This window comes from Salmonella sp. 2020_1395 (assembly GCF_043848115.1).
Classification (GTDB): domain Bacteria; phylum Pseudomonadota; class Gammaproteobacteria; order Enterobacterales; family Enterobacteriaceae; genus Salmonella; species Salmonella enterica.
Window position 1 is genome coordinate 398,056 of the sequence record NZ_JBCMFH010000001.1, and the last position, 19,016, is coordinate 417,071.

18 protein-coding genes are annotated in these 19,016 nt (G+C 47.4%); 8 read left to right on the top strand and 10 right to left on the bottom strand.

What is annotated here, in order from left to right; all coding sequences use genetic code 11:
- Positions 1-13 precede the first annotated feature (13 nt).
- Positions 14-1,255 (bottom strand): MFS transporter, encoded by a 1,242-nt coding sequence (locus ACH0WD_RS02095; RefSeq protein ID WP_001095729.1) that lies wholly within the window; start codon positions 1,253-1,255, stop codon positions 14-16.
- On the bottom strand, positions 1,245-2,753 hold the full coding sequence (locus ACH0WD_RS02100; RefSeq protein ID WP_000199409.1) for an FAD-dependent oxidoreductase: 1,509 nt from the start codon (positions 2,751-2,753) through the stop codon (positions 1,245-1,247). Before ACH0WD_RS02100 ends, ACH0WD_RS02095 begins: the two co-directional genes overlap by 11 nt.
- 44 nt (positions 2,754-2,797) lie before the next feature.
- On the opposite strand from ACH0WD_RS02100, the gene ACH0WD_RS02105 reads away from it, so the two are divergent.
- Both ACH0WD_RS02105 and ACH0WD_RS02110 read left to right on the top strand, forming a co-directional pair.
- Positions 2,798-3,286: a MarR family winged helix-turn-helix transcriptional regulator gene (locus ACH0WD_RS02105; protein WP_001293635.1), complete on the top strand. Its 489-nt coding sequence runs from the start codon at positions 2,798-2,800 to the stop codon at positions 3,284-3,286.
- A gap of 192 nt (positions 3,287-3,478) precedes the next feature.
- Positions 3,479-4,558 (top strand): S-adenosylmethionine:tRNA ribosyltransferase-isomerase, encoded by a 1,080-nt coding sequence (locus ACH0WD_RS02110; RefSeq protein ID WP_000954697.1) that lies wholly within the window; start codon positions 3,479-3,481, stop codon positions 4,556-4,558.
- 51 nt (positions 4,559-4,609) lie between these two features.
- On the opposite strand, the gene ACH0WD_RS02115 is transcribed toward ACH0WD_RS02110, so the two are convergent.
- From ACH0WD_RS02115 to ACH0WD_RS02135, 5 genes are all read right to left on the bottom strand, one after another.
- Positions 4,610-4,999, bottom strand: a complete 390-nt coding sequence (locus tag ACH0WD_RS02115; protein WP_000194089.1) for a RidA family protein — start codon at positions 4,997-4,999, stop codon at positions 4,610-4,612.
- Between the two features lie 170 nt (positions 5,000-5,169).
- Entirely contained in the window at positions 5,170-5,454 is a 285-nt protein-coding gene (locus ACH0WD_RS02120) for a type II toxin-antitoxin system RelE/ParE family toxin (protein WP_000221343.1), read from the bottom strand.
- The gene (locus tag ACH0WD_RS02125; protein WP_000885424.1) at positions 5,444-5,692 is read right to left on the bottom strand and encodes a type II toxin-antitoxin system Phd/YefM family antitoxin; all 249 of its coding nucleotides are present in this window, start codon (positions 5,690-5,692) and stop codon (positions 5,444-5,446) included. The genes ACH0WD_RS02120 and ACH0WD_RS02125 overlap by 11 nt, the downstream gene beginning before the upstream one ends.
- Before the next feature lie 412 nt (positions 5,693-6,104).
- Entirely contained in the window at positions 6,105-6,458 is a 354-nt protein-coding gene (locus tag ACH0WD_RS02130) for a hypothetical protein (protein WP_000418733.1), read from the bottom strand.
- Positions 6,459-6,460: 2 nt separating this feature from the next.
- Complete coding sequence (locus ACH0WD_RS02135) at positions 6,461-6,850, bottom strand: hypothetical protein (protein ID WP_001044696.1); 390 nt, start codon at positions 6,848-6,850, stop codon at positions 6,461-6,463.
- Positions 6,851-7,737: 887 nt separating this feature from the next.
- On the opposite strand from ACH0WD_RS02135, the gene ACH0WD_RS02140 reads away from it, so the two are divergent.
- Positions 7,738-8,070, top strand: coding sequence for a DUF1493 family protein (locus ACH0WD_RS02140; RefSeq protein ID WP_000253156.1), 333 nt, complete (start codon positions 7,738-7,740; stop codon positions 8,068-8,070).
- Between the two features lie 274 nt (positions 8,071-8,344).
- Here the strand turns inward: ACH0WD_RS02140 and ACH0WD_RS02145 are convergent, their stop codons facing one another.
- The gene (locus ACH0WD_RS02145; protein ID WP_001276021.1) at positions 8,345-8,533 is read right to left on the bottom strand and encodes a DUF29 family protein; all 189 of its coding nucleotides are present in this window, start codon (positions 8,531-8,533) and stop codon (positions 8,345-8,347) included.
- 412 nt (positions 8,534-8,945) lie between these two features.
- On the opposite strand from ACH0WD_RS02145, the gene ACH0WD_RS02150 reads away from it, so the two are divergent.
- Together ACH0WD_RS02150 and ACH0WD_RS02155 are read left to right on the top strand one after the other, a co-directional pair.
- Positions 8,946-9,854, top strand: coding sequence for a LysR family transcriptional regulator (locus ACH0WD_RS02150; protein WP_001176641.1), 909 nt, complete (start codon positions 8,946-8,948; stop codon positions 9,852-9,854).
- 173 nt (positions 9,855-10,027) lie between these two features.
- A complete protein-coding gene (locus ACH0WD_RS02155) occupies positions 10,028-11,008 on the top strand; it encodes a nitronate monooxygenase family protein (RefSeq protein ID WP_000876803.1) in 981 nt (326 codons plus the stop codon).
- Positions 11,009-11,262: 254 nt separating this feature from the next.
- Here the strand turns inward: ACH0WD_RS02155 and ACH0WD_RS02160 are convergent, their stop codons facing one another.
- Positions 11,263-12,729, bottom strand: a complete 1,467-nt coding sequence (locus ACH0WD_RS02160) for a hypothetical protein (protein ID WP_000987826.1) — start codon at positions 12,727-12,729, stop codon at positions 11,263-11,265.
- A 257-nt stretch (positions 12,730-12,986) separates the two neighbouring features.
- Here ACH0WD_RS02160 and ACH0WD_RS02165 point away from each other — a divergent pair, with 257 nt between their 5' ends.
- From ACH0WD_RS02165 to ACH0WD_RS02175, 3 genes are all read left to right on the top strand, one after another.
- Positions 12,987-13,994, top strand: a complete 1,008-nt coding sequence (locus ACH0WD_RS02165; protein WP_000201071.1) for a LacI family DNA-binding transcriptional regulator — start codon at positions 12,987-12,989, stop codon at positions 13,992-13,994.
- A gap of 143 nt (positions 13,995-14,137) precedes the next feature.
- The gene (gene nhaC / locus ACH0WD_RS02170) at positions 14,138-15,589 is read left to right on the top strand and encodes a Na+/H+ antiporter NhaC (protein ID WP_001276630.1); all 1,452 of its coding nucleotides are present in this window, start codon (positions 14,138-14,140) and stop codon (positions 15,587-15,589) included.
- A gap of 12 nt (positions 15,590-15,601) precedes the next feature.
- Positions 15,602-16,804, top strand: coding sequence for a MalY/PatB family protein (locus tag ACH0WD_RS02175; protein ID WP_000347153.1), 1,203 nt, complete (start codon positions 15,602-15,604; stop codon positions 16,802-16,804).
- Positions 16,805-16,916: 112 nt separating this feature from the next.
- Here the strand turns inward: ACH0WD_RS02175 and glgX are convergent, their stop codons facing one another.
- Positions 16,917-18,992, bottom strand: a complete 2,076-nt coding sequence (gene glgX / locus ACH0WD_RS02180) for a glycogen debranching protein GlgX (protein ID WP_000210590.1) — start codon at positions 18,990-18,992, stop codon at positions 16,917-16,919.
- Positions 18,993-19,016 lie beyond the last annotated feature (24 nt).

A 19,016-nucleotide genomic window follows, 5' to 3' on the forward strand; every position in this document is an offset into this window, starting at 1 on the left:
TGACGTTGTCACATTATTCTGTTTCTGGTTTCACTATTAGCACTGAACTTTTTGAAAGGTAAATCATTGCCGTCACCAGACCAATAATGGCGACAGCGATAGCTATACCGATCCAGACGCCGTACAGGGCATACCCCAGGACCAATCCGCCCAATACGGGGGATATAAAATCAGCGATTGCGATTAATGCCTGTGCCGTTCCGATGACGATACCTTGTCGGGCAGGCGATACATGGACGGACAAGGCAGCAAGATAAGTGGGTTTGGCTAGCGCATCAGCGATGCTAATACAAACGATAGCAAAAATAAGCACTGGTATGGTCGTGGCGATACCCGCAGTGAGAAATCCAGTACAAAGAAGGGCGAAGATGAGGATAATTAGCTTTCGCTCCGAAAAATATTGGCTCACCCAACCTAACAGAAATAGCTGAACGAAAATATTAATAACCCCGTCCGCCATTAACAGGTAGCTTAACGCTTTTGGCCCAAAGGGAAGCCCATTCCAGATGAAGGTGTCAGAAAGAAAAACAGGTAATTGTGAAGAGTACATGCCATAGGCGAAGAAATGACAAAGCATTACGATGATTAAGACGCGAAGGACTGGCATCTTTAAAATAGCGCGGGCAGAGAACGACGCTATTTTATCTGTGGTACGTGATGTTGTGGAAGGGTCTTTTAACCCCCAAATCGCGACCAGGGCAGACCCAAGGACAAGTATAAAGGCGGCGTAGATCGGCGCGCCCAGACTGATACGCGATAGCCACCCGGAAACGCCTGCCCCGACAATACCGCCTAAACCAATGCAGCCTGTGAGGATACCGATTGCCTGACGCCGATTTCTGACGTGCGTACAATCGGCAATATAGGCTGCGGCGGCTGACAAATTCCCGGCGCTAATGCCAAAAAGCGTGCGGGCGAGCAGGATAAACAGGATACATTGCGCGTTGGCGAGTAATAGTAAACTTATCGCCGCAATAGCCAGCGTGACAATCAGTATTCGCTTGCGGCCAACGCGATCGGAAAGGTGGCCAATCAGGGGCGCCGCACAAAATTGGCTAAAAGCCTCAGTGGCGATGATGATTCCAATGATAAGCGGCGAACCGCCCATCTCGCGGATATAAAAAGGCAGTACCGACATTACAGCCGCTGTACTGGCGGCGTAAAGGCCAACAAGCAGGAAAACAGGCAAAATACGCCGCTTGTTGAGCGGGGTAATAGTTTCGCTGTCGGTGTTCTCATAGACATTAGTATTCATCTTTAATCCCTATGGCAAAACGAGAGAGATAATTTTCAATATCGTTGCTCTGTTTGCTGTGAAAGAATGCGCCGACATAGCCATCGGGTCGGATCAGCACGCATTGACCCGGCGCCAGATGATAGGATTCCCGGAAGTGCCCCAGGGTATCGATGAGCTCGTCCTGCTCGCCAATGTGATGAATACGCAGACCTCGCCGCGCATCGATGACCTTACCGTGGGTTTCGTAGGCCAACAGATTCCAGTCCGGACCCTGGAGTAACTGAAATAATCGCAATGATTGGCCGCCGGCGCCCAAAAGAGGAGCATCCGGAGCTCTTTCTCCCGCTTGTAACCCATGCTGACGTTCGGGCAACGTGTGGGCTAAGGGGGAGTTGGTATACTGGATGTCAAGTTGTTGAACGTCGCGTTCTCGTTTGATGCCACCCTGTTTTTGAGAGTCAAGTAATCGGGTAGAAAGGTGGAGCAGTGATTCGGCTACCGGGCGGCGTTCCTGTTCATAGCTATCGAGAAGCTCTTCTCCTGCGCCCCGCAGCAAGGCTGCCATTTTCCATCCCAGGTTATAGGCATCCTGGATGCTGGTATTTAACCCTTGCCCACCCGTCGGCGGATGCACATGAGCGGCATCACCGGCTAAAAATACCTTACCCACACGGTAATGTTCCGCTATGCGCGCATTCATCTGGTACTTCGATACCCAGGGAATCGAATGGATGCGAACATCCGTCCGCCCGATTCGTTCAGTAAGAAAAGCCGTGAGCACGTCGGCTGAGAAATTCTGCGAGTCGTCCGGGGCCAACAATGCCTGGATTTGAAAGAGCTGCGTACCGGCGAGAGGGCAAATCGTTATCATCCGCGCCATATCGCCATCATTAAAATGGTGCCATACATCCCGGTTCAGACCGGAAAGTGAAGCGTCAGCCACAAGCGCATGGATTCCCAACGTACGGCCGGGGAAGCTGACGCCTAATTTTTTTCTGACAAAGCTTCCGCCGCCATCCGCGCCTATCAAATAATGCGCGATGATGACCTCTTCTCCAGCCGGCCCGGCAACATACGCGGTGACCGTGCGTGGGGTTTGCGCAAAATGTCGTAACTCGCAGCCGAACTCCACCCGATGTCCCCATGCTTTTAATTGCTCCCGCATAATCGTTTCTGTCACGTTCTGTGGAACCATCAATGGCAGGTGGTAGGGTTCGGCGTGGGTCGGTTTTGTATGATGCGCAATATCTGAATCTACGTAGCTTCCGTCGTGACGGTAGGTTCGTAATCGGGGATAGAGCCCGCCGGCGGCGACCACTTTATTGAGTATTCCAAGATCCTCGAAGATTTCTTGCGTTCGCGGCTGAATACCTTTACCGCGGGAGCCGATAAAAGGCGTCGTTCTTTTCTCAATCAGGCGAAATGAGACCCCGTGACGCGCCAGTTCGATGGCTAAAGTAAGCCCGGTAACGCCAGCGCCGCAGATCAGTACATCTGTAGTGGTGTATCTTGTCATCGTCTCTCCGATATGTGTATTATGCACATAAGAGGAGACATGCTATGTCAGAAAATAAAAATGTGCAAGATACACATATTTCCGAGCAAATGAAGGCGCTTCACGGTGCGTTGATTCGCGTGGTGAGCGCGCTTAACCGGCCTCGTAATGATGAGAAATTAATTGCAGAGGCGGGGATACAACTCGATCGTGCGCTATTTTCGATCCTTATTAGTATCGAACGTTTAGGGCCGATTGGCGTTGTTGAGTTAGCCGAACGTGCCGGTCGTGATTATACGACTGTGAGCCGACAGGTCGCCAAACTGGAGAAGCTGGGATTGATAATACGGCAACATAATGCCATCGATCGTCGTATACGCGAGGCCGTTATTTCCCGGACAGGAAAGGCGATGACGGAGCGTATAGACGCTGCGCGAGAGCAAATGGGCAAAGTTGTTTTTAAAGACTGGCCTCAGGAGGAACTTGATGTCTTTGTTCGGTTAATGCAAAAGTTTGCCGATGCAATGGATAGCGATGCTTCAATGCCGGAATAAGCAAAAGAAAAGGGCGGTCAAATCCGATCGTCCAGCTTAATATCGGTATCTGACATTGATTAAATAGCCAGCAAAGTAAATATAATAACAACATTTATTGAGTTAATTTTTATCTTTTGAAAGCCCAACGTATACTGCAGAATACGGCTATATAACAATCGCCGTATCAATGGTTTTTCAAAGGGTAAATATATGCTTACCGAAAAATATGATTTTCGCATTACCGATCAGATGACTATCCCACTCAGACCTCATTGGATAGCCAATGATTCATACAGGGAAAAGTGTAAAATGCTTGTCCTCAACCGGAGTAAAGGGGAAATTCATAAGGTAGACTTTAGTAAAGTAACAGATTATATCAAAGAAGGTGATGTAATCTGTTTTAACGACAGTACTATAATAAACCATATGTTTATCTGTAAAACAAGACGAAATAGATTAATTAAAGTTGTTTTAGAGGGATTTTTACCAAATAATAGAGTAATTATTTCAGGACTTTTAAAAGAAAGGCTTAACGCGAATGATGTTTTCTCTTTGGTTGATAACCCTGAAATTTCCATTAAGGTAGAGCAAAAGTTTAGCGAAGAGAGTCAGTACCGGGCTGTCGTGGAAAATCATGAGGCCTTAATTTGCTATTTAGCCAGTCATGGTGAGCGTCTTGATGAGTATGTGGACTCCAGCTTGTTTTATAAATATCCAGATGCTTACCGTTCCGTTTTTTCTAAAAAGTATGGCTCTTTGGAAATACCTTCTGCCGGCATTCATTTTACCTGGGATCTTATCCAAAGAATCAAAGATAAAGGTGGGTTAATATCTTTTATTACTTTACATGTTGCATCAACAGAAATGTTGTCCAACAGAAAAATACAAACAAAATGTGTAGAGGAAGTGACTATCAACGAAGAATACTACGAGGTTCCGCAAGCAACAGCGGATATCATTAATACTGCGAAGCAAAATGGCGGACGTATTTTTGCCGTAGGAACTACCGTTACACGATGCCTGGAATCCGCGTATTCGAGGGAGCACAATTGCCTCAAAGCAAGTTCTGGCTGGACTGCGCTTTATATACATCCAGGTTATCAACTGAAAGTGGTTGACTGCCTGCTAACGAACTTACATCAGCCAAAAACGACGCATATGGTGTTAACCGGTCAGTTTGCTGGGGTTGATCTACTCATGAAGGCCTATGCCTCAGAAGATATCCAGTCATGTCAGTTCGATATGTTTGGTGATTGCATGTTAATCATACAGGATGAAGGGCAGGGGTGAATAAAATAAAACCGGTACATATAATGCTACCGGTTTTGCCGAGAATAAGCATCAGGGGATTCGGGCAATAACCTTTATTTCGAAATCAAAGCCGGCCAGCCAGGTAACGCCAACAGCGGTCCAGTTAGGATAAGGGGGATGGGCAAATATCTCCTGTTTCACCGCCATCACGTCGTTAAGTTGTTGCTCTGGATCGGTATGGAAGGTGGTGACATCCACTATGTCATCGAATGTGCATCCTGCTGCAGTCAGTGTTGCTTTCAGGTTTTCAAAAGCAAGCCTCACTTGTTTTTGAAAATCAGGCTCCGGCGTGCCGTCTGTGTGACTGCCTACCTGGCCTGAAACAAACAGTAAATCACCAGAACGGATGGCTGCGGAATACCCATGTTCCTCATACAGAGAATGGCGGTCAGCAGGAAAAACCGCGATACGTTGCGTCATAATGTTATCCTCAGATAGCGTAAACACTTCGGGCGGGAATAAAATGAATGTCACATACACAACGTAGGTCATAGTTTCATATACGTGGCATATGTCAAGGTGCCGTCACATAAAAGAACTGAGCCTGTTTGTCGTATCGCTTGACGGGAAAGAGAGCATTTCCTGAGTGATTAGCTTCTGTGTCGTGTCATTTTGTAGACGGCATCATTTTCACGCTTTCCAACACCAATGACAGTTACCGTGATAATTTCATCTTCGACGCTGTACACCAGTCTGTATCCTGCACCACGCAGCTTAATTTTGTACTGATCCTTTCTTCCATGTAATTGAGAAGCCGGAACCCGAGGGTTTTCAAGCCGTTCCCGTAACTTTTTTTTAAACTGTTCCTGTATAGTATGACCCAGTTTTTTCCACTCTTTTAGTGCTGATTCGTTAAATGCCAGCTTATAAGTCATCAATGTTGACCTCAATGACGCGTTCATTCGCACGCTCATCGATAATACGACCGAGTTCTTCATCCTCAAGAATATCCATAAGATGAGCATAAAGTGCCGGAGGCACACAGTAGAAAGCCGGTTCATTACGGTTAAGAATGGCAACTGGAGCGCCATCTCCGGCATTGAAAGTTCCCATTGGATCACGTTTCAGTTCTGTAATGCTTGCTGCAGTAGTCGTTAAAATTTGAAATGCCATAATTTACCTCCTGGTTGATGACTAAATATAGCACCTTTAATAGTACTAATAAAAGCATCCTTCACGAAGGGGATTCAGCTCCAGCCCGGTCAGTGATGCGGGCAGCTGACGGTTTTTTCAAGGCTAAGTTCAGATGTCCAGAACCTCGCTTAGAGCGTCCACATTATGTGAGTAAGATCACACTCGGAAGTGACGGACAGAGATACCCAGGCGCAGCGCGGCCATCTGGGTGCTCAGGACACTGGTCGACAAACCTGGACAAAAATGGCTACAAATAGGCATTAGCATTGGGCCTCTACAATTTAAATGCGCATAATGTACGGCTGTTGAAAAGGCCGCTGCGAAAATCGGATCCCGCAACGGCCTTTTTAGCATAACGTCATTGGGCGAACCAATTGCTATTTTCCAATACCTAATCACCCCTGGAATGATAATAATAAAGATATGCCAATCCAACTGGAGCGATAAATATTGAAAATATCCAACATAAGCACATTGTGATGACCTTAGCCATTAACATCACTATCGCATTGATGAAGAAGACATTTTCACCCATTATGAACGAAACAACCTGCTCATATACGAATCTTGCATATGGATAAAGTAACGCATTGATAACAAAGAATATTACATTACCCACCTTCATCCCAGAAGGATTCTGCATAGAGATGTAAATAAAGAATGTTGAAATTATCGCGCCAAAAATGAAATGGCGAATATAATAACTTGCTTTTAAACCCCCTAAAGTTTTTCGGAATAACTCCATATTTAATAAGCTCCCTTTTCCTTTGCGAGGATTAAAACACCTTCGGTATAAGAGTAACCATATCCGTAACCATATCCACCTCTGCCGGTTCCATTGTTGATAGACCCTGAGTCATATTTAAATCCCCAGTTTCCGGACGTTACTGGCGTTATGCTAATAACTTCAAATCCGTCTTGGTTGAGCTTATCTACTGTGCGTGTAATATCTTCATTCAATCTTTCACCATCAACCTGGCAATCTGACCATCCTTCCTGTACTACCTCTTTTTTGCGGATTTTTTCCTCAATATCAATAAATCCAAGAAATCGTTTTGTATTTCCGGTGGGAACTTTGACCGTTACCTCTTTGTAGATAGGTTGGAAGTAGCTTGGTACATACACGGTTTTGTTCATAATTTACCCTTTCCTTGTGTTTAAAAATCACCCAACCAAGAACATTCAGTGTTGGTAATACTGCACGTTTGTCTCATTCCTGAGGCTGTTAATTTTTTTACACCTCTCCAGACATCGCTTTTTTCATAAATCTTTTGTACTAGTGGTGTATGATCCTCGTGTATCAGGTGCAGATTTACCAATAGCAGCAGGATGATATAGTGAAGTGGCGAATATAATAACTTGTTTTTAAACACCCTAAGATTTTTCGGAAAAACTCCATGTTTAATAGTTATCTACTGCGCGTGTAATATCTTCATTCAATCTTTCGCCATCAACCTGGCAATCTGACCATTCATCCTCAATATCAATAAATCCAGGAAATCATTTCGTTGCCATCAAAACAGTTGAGCAGCAGGATATGAAGGCTCTTCGAAGCACTCGTCAGTTGATGGTGGAGCAGCGGACTGCACTGGCAAACTTCAGAGGGATAGGTAACACATATCCATATGTCCTGCATCTGCTACATATATAATCTGCATATACTGACCCTATGCGGAAACGTATTGGCTGCAGAAAATAGCCGGCATCGGCACGGTGTCGGAAACACATCCGGAAGGGGTAACTATGCGAACTCCGCTGTTCGCTCAACGATTTCCTGGAGCCGATCACAGGTGGAGTAGGGAAGAACAGCGTCATTAAGGCGGAGTTCTTTATGACCATCCGGGTAGTGCCAGACCTCGATATACTTCCCGATAGCCCTGCGGCTTAACTCATCATACCAAAGGCTGATTCAGTCTCACCAAAGCGGAGGTGCATCAGGTGACCGATAGCATCATCAATAAAAACAAGCAGGCAGCATTTCGGCGCTCGTCCTTCAAACGCATTGCCAGGGGAAGCGATAAAATATGGTAAGTGATACTCTTGAACAGCGGATTTATGAACTGGTAAGAAGCCATGATGGAATTTACCTTTTTAAGAAAAAAGAACTGACACCGTCAACAGATTTGGATTCAGATCTACGGTTGGAAGATGATGAAGCACTGGCATTGATGGATGATTTTTTTACGACATTCAATGTAGATAAAGGGAATTTCTCGATCACAACATACTATCCGCCAGAACCACCGCTAAAGCATTTGCTTAATCTGTTTCGCAAAAACGATATTCCTCAGGTGCCGGAGTTCACGATAGGTATGCTCATTGCGTCTGCCAGGGCTGGTCGCTGGTTGTATGACTGATTCACGCTTGGGGGCTGCTTTTCGCCTTTCGCTATTATAGTGCGCATAATGTATATTATGTTAAATGCACCAGAACATTTAAAAGACATGTTAAGGCGGCTGGATTCGTGCATGCCAAAAAACTTCTGGCCCATAAGTTTGATCCCTTCCCTACCGTGACGCTGCGCGAATTCTGTTGATTTGCACCCGCTATCCTGCACACGATTTCACGCAGCACACGCCGCGCAGACATAAAAAAACCGGCCATTGTGACCGATTCGTCACTGTCAGTGTGTCAGTCCGGGATGAAATCGTCGCGCAGCGCATCAGCGAGCGCCCACGGCATTTCAGACGGAAAACTCTTTTCACGCGCTGCAGATAACATGGCATCGCCGTAGGACTCAACAGCCATTTCCGACAGTTCCCGTTTTAATAACGGGCTTTTTTCCAGACGACGGGCAATTTTCCTGCGCTGCGCTGACATGGACTAAAAAATCAATGGGAACCTCATTTCATGAGGTTTGATTATTCACTGTCTGCCATTGTCTTGCATTCATACTCGCCACCTACACTGGCGGCGGTCAAACATAATTCATCGGTTATCAGTTCGTATTTTAACGTCGCGCCTGGCATGACCTGCACATGCGTAACCGTATCGCCTGGCCTGTTTGTTTTTGTATACGACGCCGCCGAACATCCAAAAAAGTTGCGAAGAATTGGTAGCGATTCTACAAATGACATGTCTTACCTCAACCACCCGGTAAAAGTCATATATCGATAGCAGTATGTTACTCCAGATGAAACAATCGGTTCAGAAAGGGATATGTTCCAGCAGACAGGAATGTTATAAGGAGCTTCCCCCTTCGACACAAATAATGGTTGAGGACTGAGAACAGATGCAGCTGAATATGCTGGAAGCCATGAATATTTATGTCAATGTGGTAGAGCAAGGGAGCTTTATCCGCGCGGCGGAGGTGCTTGAGCTGCACCGCCCTGCTGTTACCCGCGCCGTTCAGAATCTGGAACATGATCTGGGCGTTAAGCTCCTGCATCGTACAACACGACAGGTCAGTATGACGGATGAAGGGGAAGAGTTTTACCAGCGTTGCCTGTCGCTCTTAAGCGAGCTGGACGACGTCCGGCGATTATTTTCCAGCACGCAACCGCCGAAAGGCCGCCTGCGCCTTGACGTCCCTATTACGCTCGCCCGGGCAGTCATCATTCCGGCTCTTGGAGATTTTCAGAACCGATACCCGGATATTGAGATTGTACTTGGCACGTCCGATCGCAAGATTGATTTGATTGCCGAGCGTGTGGACTGCGTCATCCGACTTGGTGAGCTTAATGACTCCAGTTTTGTTGCCAGACGTCTGGGAACGGCAGCCATGGTGACCTGTGCTGCGCCATCTTATCTTGCGAAGCATGGCACGCCGCACTCTATCGATGAGCTGATGAAGTCCCACCGGGCTGTAAATTTTTTCAGTAATCACAGCCTGCAGATAATGGAGTGGAAATTCACGGTTGATGGCAGTATCGCGTCAATAAAAATTCCCTCCAGCATCCTGGTAGACAATTCAGAAGCGTTTCTTTCATGCGGGCTGGCGGGGTTGGGGGTTCTACACGGATTGCGTCCGTCTCTTGCACCCTTTATTGCCAGTGGAGAGCTGACAGAGATCCTCACTGATTTCCCGCCCCCGCCAAAACCGGTTTCACTGCTTTACCCGGATCGTCGGTATCTGGCACCTAAAGTTCGCGTATTCATCGACTGGCTGTGCGAGGTTTTTGGTCCGGATGCACATCTCTGATAACGCTCTTTCGTGCATACCCGACCTGAAGATTGTTACTTTATCAGTAATTCTGTTTTAAAGATTGGATGGTTTTTCGTAACAATAAAGAGGTTTAAGATCTTCTTCAGATTAATTAACTACCACAGTCGCCTAAAAGGCTGGCTGAAAATTTGTTCGAAGGAGATCACGTCATGAAGTACAACCGTATCTGCCAGATCCTGGGTATCGAAAAACCTGTTATACAAGGCCCACTGTCCTGGCTTACCGATGCAAGACTGGTTGCAGCCGTAAGCAACGCCGGTGGTTTGGGTGTGCTTGGCCCAAATGCGGGCTTAACAGCGGAAACTGCTGTATCAACGCCTGAAGAAACAGCAGAAAAAATGCGTGAAGAAATTCGTAAAACCAAAAAACTTACCGAAAAACCATTCGGGGTGAACCTTATTCCAACCCCTGAAAACGACATCTGGACTCCGCCTATCCTACAGGTAATAAAGGAAGAGGGAGTAAAAGCTGTTGTTTATACCGGTTACGGAGACGGAGCTATTATCACTTCGCTGTTTAATGAACTAAAAGCGTCGGGTATTGCAATTATTTACCGCGATATTAATCCGACACCTGAAAATACACGTTTAGCGGAAAAAGCCGGCGCCGACATTATTGTTGCAACAGGTTTTGATGAAGGTGGCACATTGCCGGGCACCGCGCTTGGCACCTTTTCGATCGTGCCGCTGATTGCGGACTCGGTGAAGAGTGTTCCCGTCATGGCTGCAGGCGGGATTGCCGATAGCCGTACCGCCCGTGCTGCCCATGCGCTGGGAGCAAAGGGTGTCTTTGCTGGTTCGGTGTTTATTGGGACAGAAGAAAGCCGTGTGCCGCAGTCAGTAAAGGATAAAATCATTAATGCTAACGGCCTGGATTTGCTGCTTTTCCGTACCCTGCCAGATTACTACCGCTCACTTCCTGGCAAGCTGGCTGACAAGCTCGTGTCGATGGATAAAGCTGGTGCAAGCAATGAAGAACTGGCCCAGACGATGGGAGGTTTACGAGGGTTGCGTATCGGCATGCTGGAAGGTAATACAGATGAAGGATACATTGCGCTGGGCACGGGCATTGGAAATATCCGCAGCATCAAGAGCGTAGCTGAGGTCGTGAACGAGCTGGCTATTTGTTAAGGGCAGTACTGACTGCAAAAGCAATCGAACTTTGCGAAACGGCCTGGCGCGCAGCGGCCCTCTGACACAAGATGTGGTAGTGTTTTCAGACATTGAAACGCCATAGGATGTATTCCTCCCCTACCCTGTGACTACCGGCTCACCACCGGACAAGCCGCTGTGCTTATCAGCAAAGCCGAAATGATTGTTTGAGTAACTTTACGACAATTGCTTCAAAAACTGACTTCCGCTACCAGACGGTATACACAGTATGACTATTTCTTTTTATATGCCCCATACAAAAGCGATACGGGTGTTTTTTCTAATATCTGGATTTCATTTTTATGTGCTTTATGTTCACTAAAAATATCTGCCAGACTTTTACCTCCAAAGGCCAGGCCAATTCCCGTTGCTGCTGCTGAAAGTAATGTCAATTGCGGCATGGCAAGTGAAGCTATACCTAACGTGGCTGTTCCTGCAAAAATTAATCCAGATGAGATCTTTTTTTTCTTTGAATTCTTAATGGCTGATTCATGCGATTTTCCATACTCTTCGACCACATTGATTAAATGTTTTGAAAAATTATCTGCCGCATCTTGCATTTGATCTGGTGTTTTTCCTTGCAAGTCATGCCTTGAGATTCTTAGTTCATGCCTTAAGGATTCCAGTTGACCTCTTTCTCTAATCTTTTTTAATTCCAGATCGGAAAGCGCAGTAAGGAATTTTACTTCCGCGGCTGAAAGGCCCATTGTAATCGCTTGCTCTTCAGAAGAAAGAGGATTTAATTTACCATAATCCTTGACCAACTGCTCCGTAGTCCATTCATGTAAAAACATATGGTTACTATAAATAACCGGATCAATGCCTAATAGTGTTGCCGATAATTGAGTTGATCGTTGTGCATAAATTGCACCTTCAACCTTACCCAGTAAGGTTGCTATAGCTGACGGCAGATCGTAATCCAGAAGATCTACCTCTCTTGTTGTAAAACTCTTTAAATCTGTATCGTAAACCCAGACTTCTTTTTCGATGTTATTAAAATTATTAAGCAATGTTTTTAATAATTCTTTATTTATTAGGATCTTCTGGAATGTTTCTTCATTTCTCCCAAAGTGCTCAAGAAACGCTAAATAAGTAGCGTAATCCATTTTTCTATCTTTAAAAAAGAGCTGACTTAGAAAAGCGGCAGATTGTTCATGATTGCGTTCTTTATCAAAATCCAGTAATTCAGGAACGATTAGAAAAATTGGATAATCATCATCAATAGTCATAAACGGGATGGCGCGAAATAGATTAGAAACATGTTCAAGTAATACCAACCTGCGCATGCGGACATAACTATTATCTGGTGGCAATGACAAAAATGAATGCAGAGAGCTAAGAGAAGGAAAATGTAATGGATCAACCATTATGATGCTATCAAAATAAATCCCCAGAGATCTAAGGTGATTAGATATGTTATAACCAAAGCGTTGAATCGGAAGTAATAATCGATAACTTTTAGACGCCCGCACTTCTGTTATAAGCGCCGCGGCGTGAGTATCCCAAAATTTATTTAGCAACACGATTAGGTTTGTAAGTTGATTATCTAACTCGGGAGAGCTAATTAGCTCCTTCAGGATGAATCTACGTAATTCTTTCAGTTCTAAATTTCTAAACGCATATTTATATTTTTCAGAAAAAGCGTTTTCCATCAATAAAACATATTCATTCTGTATGCTTTTTGTAATACTACTCATCATCTATCTCCGAACCACCACGCAACGATTTCCCAGTGTAGTGGTTCTTATCATGTGTATATTGTTAGTCATGTTATCGTAGAAAATTCAGTGGTCAATAACTCATTGAGGTAGCTACTAAAATTTGCAGTTACCAGGATTTAGGATGATTTTAAAAATGTTTATAAATTCAGGCTGCGCCGCAGTGATTGCACTGATTTCCACGTAACATGATAATCAATGGCTTTGATACCCTTTAAACGAACAAATATGAGCTTAACATGGCGACAATAAAGGATGTTGCATCTTTGGCCGGTGTATCAACCGCGACTGTATCACGTGTCATTAACCAGACCGCGTGGGTTGAACCCGTCACGCGCGAACGTGTAGAGAAAGCCATGCGCGATCTCAATTATCGCCGGAATGCCGCCGCTATCGCGCTGGCGAAACGTAGCGGCGATATGCTCGGATTGTTAACCGGCAATCTGGCTGATCCTTTTTTTGCCCACCTTGCTCGCGGCGTAGAAGATGTTTCTCGTAAGCAGCAGTATCGCTTGATGGTATGTAGCGGCGGCCACGATGAAGAAATGGAAAAAGCGGGACTGGATTTTCTGGTTAATCAAGGCTGTGAGGCTATTGTTGTACACGCCAGCCGATTACCGGATAAAGAGCTGCTGCGCTACGCAGCCCACTTTCCAGCGCTGGTTGTTGTTAATCGTTATATCGCCGGTATGGCCAACCGGTGTATCTGGCTGGAAAATCGCAGCGCCGCCAGGGAAGCGACCCGATATCTCCTGGCGAACGGGCATCGGCGCATTGCCTGTGTGACATCTGACTTGCCAATTATCGATCGTCAGGAACGCCTTGATGGTTACCGTGAGGCGCTGGAAGAATATGGTATTTCTCCAGACCCTCGCTGGGTGATTAGCGTTCCGTTTAACGAAGAAGGCGGCGAGCGGGCCGCGCATCAACTTATTAATAGCGGGCTTCCCCTTACGGCAGCGGTCACGTTTAACGATGTGATGGCCGCTGGCATTATGCGTATTCTTCATCAACGCGGCGTTCAGCTTCCGCAACAGCTCTCTATTGTCGGCTTTGATGATGTGGTGCTGGCCCGGTATCTTTATCCGGCGTTAACAACAATGCATTATCCGGTCGAACAAATGGCGCGTTGTGCCGCGCAACTGGCGATACAGTTATACCAGGGCATTACGCCGCCGCCCAGCAGCAATCATTTCAATGCCGAACTGGTGATCCGCGATTCTGTCGCGCCCTATTTTTCACGATGAATGCGTCGTCAACAGTAAAAACTGTGATGACTATCAAATTAACCCTTCTCATGTAATCGGTTACATGGACGAAAGTAATGGATCACAGTAGTGGGAAGCGTATCCCCCTACCCTTGAGCTACCTTACTGACCGGAGCTCCATTATGAGTGCATCACAAAACAAGAAGAAAACGCTGTCATTGGGTTTAGCGCTAATCCCAGTCATCTCCATGTTGTTATTGTTGATTATCGGTTACGGCATCATGGGGCTACGTATCGAACCGCTCCTTCTGTGCTCTGCGGCGGTAGCGGCAGGCATTGCATGGTGGCAAGGATACTGTTGGGAAGACATCATCAACTCAGTGGTGGATAAGCTGGCTAAAGCAATGCCGGTTATCATGATCCTGATCTGCGTGGGCGGTTTGATTGGCACCTGGATGTTTAGCGGCACCATTCCCTACATGGTGTACTGGGGGCTAAAACTCATAAGCCCGGAATATATTTTGATTGCAGCCTTCTTTTTAACCAGCGTGGTCTCCGTCTGTACCGGCACATCGTGGGGGTCCGCCGGGACGGTTGGCGTTGCGTTAATGGGGGTTGCCGCCGGGCTGGACGTGTCTCTTGCAGCAGCAGCTGGCGCCGTTGTTTCTGGCGCTTATTTCGGCGACAAAATCTCACCGTTGTCCGACTCGACTAACTTTGCCGCGATTGTCGCAGACACTACTCTGTTTGAGCATATTCAGCATTTACTTTGGACGACCCTGCCAAGTTTCCTGCTTGCCGCCGTGGTTTATCTTATCGCCGGACACAGTAATATGCTGGGCGAGGTGGCCACTCCGCAGCGCGTTACGGACATCATCCACTCGCTGGAGTCGCTATACCATTTTAATATTGTTCTTATTTTGCCGCCGGTGATCGTACTGTGGGGCGCAATTCGCAAGAAGCCTGTCATCCCATTAATGTTAAGCGCCTGCGTACTTGCCTTATTCCTCGGCGTCATCATGCAGGGACTGAGCATCAAACAGGGACTGGACGCTTTCATTGATGGATTTGATATCGCCATGTTCCCACAAGGCGCTGAAGGTGTCGTGGCCGATGTTCCGCGCCTGCTAAACCGGGGCGGAATGTTCTCGATGATGGGAACAATACTGTTAGTTTTCTGCGCTTTTTCATTTGCCGGAGCGCTAACGTTAACCGGCGCGTTAACGATCATCATTAACCGGCTGCTGACTATTATTCATAGCGTTGGTCAGCTCATTGCCGCCACTATCGGCACCACAATTTTGGTCACAGGAGCGACCAGCGACGGTAAACTGGCATTGTTAGTTCCCGCCGAACTGTTTAAAGATGCCTATCGTCGTATGGGGCTGGATACTAAAAACCTTTCACGGACGATAGAAGATGCCGGTACCGTTATCGAACCTCTCCTGCCGTGGACCTCGGCTGGTGTCTACATGGCGACCACGCTGGGCGTTAGCACGCTTGATCTTCTGCCCTGGGCTATCCAGTGCTATGCGGCGATCTTCTTCGCATTAATTTATGGTTTTAGCGGAATTGGTATTGCCAGAACTGCCTCCGCTTCAGAAAAGTCGCCGCAAGCGTCAGTGACGAAATAATAAGGAAACAAGATGGATTTTAACCAGATTATCAATCGCAACAATACTGGTTCGGTAAAGTGGGATTTTATTGAGCGTCACTTTGGCGACGGCGCTGGAAAACTGCTGCCGATGTGGGTTTCTGATTTCGATTTTGCCTGCCCGCCTGAGGTTCAGGCGGCATTGCATCAGCGAATCGAGCACGGCGTATTTGGCTATAGCGAACGCGATGAGGCCTATTTTAACGCCCTGCTTCACTGGTTTTCATCACGCCACCAGCTCACGTTAAAACAAGAATGGGTATGCAGCGTGGAAGGCGTCGTACCAGGGTTGGCGCTCTTAGTGCAAATGTTGACGCATCCAGGCGACGGCGTAGTGGTACAGGGGCCATACTATGGCTCCTTCGCCAAAATAATCACGCTTAATGGTAGAAAACTGCTGGAGAATCCCCTTAGCGAGTCGCCGGACGATGGCTACCAGATGGATTTTTGCCAACTGGAAAGGCTGTTTCGCCATGAGCGCCCTCCGCTGATGATTTTGTGTAATCCACATAATCCAACCGGGCGTTGCTGGTCGGCCAACGAGCTGGAGCAACTGCTTTTATTATGTGAAGCTTATGATGTCACTCTCATCTCGGATGAAATATGGGCCGATCTATTGCTGCCCGGCGAAACCTTTACCTCGGTACTGCATTTAGGGGAGCGCTGGCATAAACGGGTCATCTCCGCCACTGCGGCCAGCAAAACATTTGGCTTATCGTCGTTGCGAATTTCTAATTTTCTCATTCCCGATCCTACGCTTCGCCAGCGATTCCTGTCTCGTCTGGACGCTCATGGGTTGGACGTCTTTAACGCTCTCTCCGTTCAGGCGGCGACTATCGCATGGAATGAAAGCAGACAGTGGCTGGATTCGCTACTGGATTACCTGGCGGAAAACCGCCGCTGGTTTGTTGAACAGGCGACAGAGTACCTTCCCTGGGCAAGAATTGTCCCGGCGCAGGGAACCTATTTATTATGGATGGATTGTAAAAAACTGGGACTGGATGACGAACAGCTAAAATGGGTGATGGCGGATGTCGCGGGTATTGCTCCTTCAATGGGCAGCGGCTTTGGCCCGGCGGGCAGCGGTTTTATCCGTTTAAATCTGGGATGTCCACGTACCTACCTTGAAATGGCAATAGACGGCCTGAAGCGAATATCGGTGAAGACAATCAAAGGAATACCAATAGGCGGATGAATTTTTCGGGCGGTAAACTGACAACGGTGTTATTTCTTCGGCATGATATCGCCTGAGCGCCAGTAAAAAACCGGCCATCAAGGCCGGTTGGGTCCGGAGCGCGGTTTCACTATCAGGGGCGTCTGAATAACACGATGCTGCGCCCGGCCAGATCGAAATCCATTTCTTCGGTAATCCGCATTCCCTGCTGCGCGTTATCGGCAGTCGTCAGTTCAAGTACCCAGCCGCCTTCTCCCCACATCGGAATACGGAACGGTACGCTGCCTTCAAACGGATTGAAAAGCAGTAAGGCGTCATGCCAGATCCCCGCTTCTGGCTGAAGATCGGGTCGACTAATGCATACGCCTATCGTCGATCCCTCATCCCATTGTTCGGATTGCTGCGCCCCTCCGCCGGCGTTAAACCAGCGGATCTCCAGACCGTCGCGCCAGCTCTCCCGGCGCAGCAACGGTTGCATGGCGCGCAGTTGAATCAGATGACGGGTAAACTCTCGTAGCGCATTGGCGGTTTCCGGCAAATTATCCCAGTGGACCCACGATATTTCACTGTCCTGACAGTAGCCATTATTATTGCCCATCTGACTGCGGCCAAACTCATCGCCCGCTAATAACATCGGCGTGCCGTGCGAGAAAAGCAAGGTGGTCAGGAAATTGCGTTTCTGTTGCTCGCGTATCGCATTGATGCCTTCGTCGTCGGTTGGCCCTTCTGCGCCATAGTTACAGGAGCGGTTATCATTATGCCCGTCATTATTATCTTCGCCATTGGCTTCATTATGTTTGTCGTTATAAGACACCAGATCGTTCAGCGTGAAGCCGTCATGGGCAGTAATAAAGTTAACGCTTGACCAGGGGCGACGGCCGCGCAAATCATAGAGATCGCCGGAACCCAGCAGGCGTGCGGCGAAATCATTTGTGACGTTGTCACCTTTCCAGTATTCGCGTACCGTATCTCGGTATTTATCATTCCATTCGCCCCACCCTGGTGGAAAGCCGCCAACCTGATAGCCGCCCGGTCCGATATCCCAGGGTTCGCCAATCAGTTTCAGTTTTGCCAGCACCGGGTCTTGCGTTACCGCATCAAAAAAGCCGCCTCTCTGATCAAAGCCTTCCGGCTCACGACCAAGAATGGTGCCCAAATCAAAACGAAAGCCGTCGACATGCATTGACTCCGCCCAATAGCGAAGGGAATCCATCACCATTTGCAGTACCCGTGGATGAGAGGTATTGACGGTATTACCTGTCCCTGTATCGTTAATGTAATAGCGATGCTGATCGGGCATCGTGCGATAGTAAGAGAAGTTATCGATACCTTTAAATGACAGCGTGGGGCCAAGTTCATTCCCTTCTGCCGTATGGTTATAGACCACGTCCAGTATCACTTCGATGCCGGCATCATGGAAAGCGCGCACCATATCGCGGAATCCCTGAATACCTTTTGGACCATAGTAGCGCGTCGCTGGCGCAAAAAAGCCCAGCGAGTTGTATCCCCAGAAATTTTTCAGCCCTTTATCGAGCAGATGCTGATCGTCCGGGAACCAGTGAACGGGTAAAAGCTCGACGGAGGTAATCCCCAGACTTTTAATGTAATCCACGCTGGCTTTATGCCCCATGCCCTCAAACGTACCGCGTAGAGGCTCAGGGATCGCGGAATTAAGCTGGGTAAAGCCTTTTACATGCGTTTCATAAATAATGGCGTTCGACCACGGTATGGAAGGCCGTTGTCTATCCTCCCAATTCGCCTCAGCCGGATCAATCACCCGGCATTTAGGCGTAAATGGCGCGCTATCCTGGTCATCAAAGGTCAAATCTTTATCGTCATGAAGTAATTGATACGCGAAATGCGCATCGTTCCACTGAATATCGCCCACCAGCTCACGGGCATAAGGGTCAATAAGCAGCTTGTTGGGGTTAAAACGATGACCATTTTCCGGGTCATAAGGACCGTAAACGCGGTACCCATACAGCGCGCCGGGCTGCAACTTCGGGACATAGCCGTGCCATATTTCGTCGGTATATTCCGGTAACTCCAGACGAGCGATTTCATGCTCCCCGCTCGGATCGTAAAGGCAAAGCTCGACGCGTTCCGCATGGGCGGAAAAAATAGCGAAATTCACGCCTTCGCCGTCATAATTTGCGCCAAGCGTATGGCTGTATCCTGATCTGATTTCAAAAGCCCTGTTTGTTGTCATTCTCTTTCTCCACCCACGGTAAAC

Bases quoted from the DNA above. Each gene is read 5' to 3' on its own strand.
- ACH0WD_RS02135 (WP_001044696.1), bottom strand. From the start codon at position 6,850: ATGAACAAAACCGTGTATGTACCAAGCTACTTCCAACCTATCTACAAA.
- ACH0WD_RS02125 (WP_000885424.1), bottom strand. From the start codon at position 5,692: ATGGCATTTCAAATTTTAACGACTACTGCAGCAAGCATTACAGAACTG.
- ACH0WD_RS02165 (WP_000201071.1), top strand. From the start codon at position 12,987: ATGGCGACAATAAAGGATGTTGCATCTTTGGCCGGTGTATCAACCGCG.
- ACH0WD_RS02155 (WP_000876803.1), top strand. From the start codon at position 10,028: ATGAAGTACAACCGTATCTGCCAGATCCTGGGTATCGAAAAACCTGTT.
- ACH0WD_RS02100 (WP_000199409.1), bottom strand. From the start codon at position 2,753: ATGACAAGATACACCACTACAGATGTACTGATCTGCGGCGCTGGCGTT.
- ACH0WD_RS02130 (WP_000418733.1), bottom strand. From the start codon at position 6,458: ATGGAGTTATTCCGAAAAACTTTAGGGGGTTTAAAAGCAAGTTATTAT.
- ACH0WD_RS02140 (WP_000253156.1), top strand. From the start codon at position 7,738: ATGGTAAGTGATACTCTTGAACAGCGGATTTATGAACTGGTAAGAAGC.
- ACH0WD_RS02175 (WP_000347153.1), top strand. From the start codon at position 15,602: ATGGATTTTAACCAGATTATCAATCGCAACAATACTGGTTCGGTAAAG.
- ACH0WD_RS02105 (WP_001293635.1), top strand. From the start codon at position 2,798: ATGTCAGAAAATAAAAATGTGCAAGATACACATATTTCCGAGCAAATG.
- nhaC (WP_001276630.1), top strand. From the start codon at position 14,138: ATGAGTGCATCACAAAACAAGAAGAAAACGCTGTCATTGGGTTTAGCG.
- ACH0WD_RS02110 (WP_000954697.1), top strand. From the start codon at position 3,479: ATGCTTACCGAAAAATATGATTTTCGCATTACCGATCAGATGACTATC.
- ACH0WD_RS02115 (WP_000194089.1), bottom strand. From the start codon at position 4,999: ATGACGCAACGTATCGCGGTTTTTCCTGCTGACCGCCATTCTCTGTAT.
- ACH0WD_RS02095 (WP_001095729.1), bottom strand. From the start codon at position 1,255: ATGAATACTAATGTCTATGAGAACACCGACAGCGAAACTATTACCCCG.
- ACH0WD_RS02160 (WP_000987826.1), bottom strand. From the start codon at position 12,729: ATGATGAGTAGTATTACAAAAAGCATACAGAATGAATATGTTTTATTG.
- glgX (WP_000210590.1), bottom strand. From the start codon at position 18,992: ATGACAACAAACAGGGCTTTTGAAATCAGATCAGGATACAGCCATACG.
- ACH0WD_RS02145 (WP_001276021.1), bottom strand. From the start codon at position 8,533: ATGTCAGCGCAGCGCAGGAAAATTGCCCGTCGTCTGGAAAAAAGCCCG.
- ACH0WD_RS02150 (WP_001176641.1), top strand. From the start codon at position 8,946: ATGCAGCTGAATATGCTGGAAGCCATGAATATTTATGTCAATGTGGTA.
- ACH0WD_RS02120 (WP_000221343.1), bottom strand. From the start codon at position 5,454: ATGACTTATAAGCTGGCATTTAACGAATCAGCACTAAAAGAGTGGAAA.